This is a genomic window from Desulfovibrio sp. 1214_IL3152 (genome assembly GCF_036763055.1).
Classification (GTDB): Bacteria; Desulfobacterota; Desulfovibrionia; order Desulfovibrionales; family Desulfovibrionaceae; genus Desulfovibrio.
In genome coordinates, this window is record NZ_JBAIYW010000570.1 from 1 (window position 1) to 2,500 (window position 2,500).

The 2,500-nt window shown below is 50.9% G+C and carries 1 protein-coding gene and 2 rRNA genes (1 of these 3 cut by a window edge); all 3 read right to left on the bottom strand.

Annotation, left to right across the window (positions count from 1 at the left end; genetic code table 11):
• Positions 1-520 precede the first annotated feature (520 nt).
• A complete protein-coding gene (locus V6C07_RS11955; RefSeq protein ID WP_333536706.1) occupies positions 521-730 on the bottom strand; it encodes a tautomerase family protein in 210 nt (69 codons plus the stop codon).
• Positions 731-1,366: 636 nt separating this feature from the next.
• Positions 1,367-1,481, bottom strand: a 5S ribosomal RNA gene (gene rrf, locus V6C07_RS11960).
• 46 nt (positions 1,482-1,527) lie between these two features.
• Positions 1,528-2,500: ribosomal RNA gene (locus V6C07_RS11965) — 23S ribosomal RNA — on the bottom strand (it continues 1,960 nt past the right edge of the window).

Consider the following 2,500-nt stretch of genomic DNA (forward strand, 5'->3'; position numbering starts at 1 on the left):
ATTTGTTGACTCGCAGTTGCCAGACCGCGAGATTTTTTAACAAATCAAAAGGAGTTTTACTCACTTGGGCAAAGCTATAAGCTTTTTAGAACCCCCCGCCTAGCGGGGGGTTTTCTAGTTACAAAAAAGCGGGATAAAAACCCCGCTTTTGTGTTATTTTCAACACGTAGCTTCCGGCTTGGGATACGGCTCTATGGGCAGCCTCAAGCGACGTTGCCAATCCGTTTTTAGGAACCCCGGACATATCGGAATTGCCAATGGCAGTGCTTGGTCGCCCGTGGATATTCGCTTACAGAAAAATGCCTCTCTTAGCATCTCTTCTGGTTGCCATCATGGCATGGTACATCTCTCCATCTAACTCATAAAAAAAAAGTTGTGTGGCTAGTCAAAGAGACATCAGATCACAGAGATCACTGGATATAAAATCACATAATAGACAGTCACTGTTTTGCATAGCAATACGCAAACAGAACAGACGCGGCCCTTCTGGACCAGATATGCCTACGCTCAAAGCCTCAGATTAGGTTGCCTGTTTTCTGCGCTGCGTGACGCTCTGCCCGCCAATACCCCAGTTGTCAGTTTCTATTTCATCAATAATCACCATTGTAGTCGCAGGATTTTTACCAAGAACACGAGCCAGAAGCTCTGTGACTCCGCTGATAATTTCAGCTTTTTGCGCACTGGTTGGGGCTTCCTTTCCGCCAGTTACTTTAATATTTACGAATGGCACATATTCCTCCATTGCTAATAGGTTACGAAAAATCAGATCTTTCCCATAGGTAGTCGCGCTTGATTTACATCACTACGTGGCCCACAAGGGTACGCCAGCTTGCCATAGAAGTCTTAAGCACATCAAGAAGGTTCAACGTATACACTGAGCAAAGCACTCTCAAAATTCTTTTAAACACGTTTTTTCTGTGGTGTCGTTCTGGCAGGGAGCTCTACACGAAGGCGGGTATTGCAAAGTCAACCAACTTTCCCCCCTTGGCAAGCGAGTCATACGCCTGCCTAAAGGCTGGCAAGCGCCAACTCTGCTGCGGCATGCGGCAAGGCGGTGGATCTGGCAGGGGAGGGGCTGGACGGAAGGAGTGTTTTCGGAGGCGTGCGTGGTGGAATGCAGATGAGGCGCACGGCGCGATGCAGTTTGTTAGAGCAATTCCACTTTGAAATTGCTCTGGCGGCTGCGTGAGCAGACGCCCGCCGCAAAGATGCAAGCGCAATTTATTTGCGCGGTTGTCCTGCGGGGCAAAGGCAGGTGCAGTTGCGCATGCAGCAGCGAGATTCGCCCTGCTGTAGGGCTTTTGCAGCGCAAGGCACAGAACAGCAAAAAGCCCTTCGCGCTTGAGCAGCGAAGGGCTTTAAAAGATGTTGGCAGCGGCCTACTTTCCCACATGACGTTATGCAGTATCATCGGCGATGGAGAGCTTAACTTCCAAGTTCGGAATGGGATTGGGTGTACCCTCTCCTCCATGGCTACCAACAAAGTTGTCAAATATATAATTGACAGGGAAGGAAGGAGTTTTTTTCATAAACAAGCCGCACGGGCTATTAGTACTGGTCAGCTCCGCGTCTCGCAACGCTTCCACCTCCAGCCTATCAACGAGGTAGTCTACCTCGGCCCTTCAGGGATTGCTCCTGGGAGAACTTATCTTAAGGCAGGCTTCCCGCTTAGATGCTTTCAGCGGTTATCCCTTCCGCACATAGCTACCCTGCTGTGCCGTTGGCACGACAACAGGTCCACCAGGGGTGCGTCCATCCCGGTCCTCTCGTACTAGGGACAGGCCCTTTCAATTCTCCAGCGCCCACAGAAGATAGGGACCAAACTGTCTCACGACGTTTTAAACCCAGCTCGCGTACCACTTTAAACGGCGAACAGCCGTACCCTTGGGACCTGCTTCAGCCCCAGGATGTGATGAGCCGACATCGAGGTGCCAAACCGCATCGTCGATGTGAACTCTTGGATGCGATCAGCCTGTTATCCCCGGCGTACCTTTTATCCAATGAGCGATGGCCCTTCCATTCGGGACCACCGGATCACTAACACCTACTTTCGTACCTGCTCGAGATGTCTCTCTTGCAGTCAAGCTCCCTTATGCGTTTGCACTCGACGGCTGGTTTCCAATCAGCCTGAGGGAACCTTTGCATGCCTCCGTTACAATTTAGGAGGCGACCGCCCCAGTCAAACTACCCACCAGACACTGTTCCCTCGCCGGATGACGGCTGAGGGTTAGGGACCTGAAAAAACAAGGGTGGTATTTCAACAATGACTCCCCCCATACTAGCGTACAGGGTTCACAGTCTCCCACCTATCCTACACATGCAGTTCCAAATCCCAATGTCAAGCTATAGTAAAGGTGCACAGGGTCTTTCCGTCTTTCTGCGGGTACACGGCATTTTCACCGCGACTTCAATTTCACCGAGTCTCTGGCCGAGACAGTGTGGAGATCGTTACGCCATTCGTGCAGGTCGGAACTTACCCGACAAGGAATTTCGCTACCTT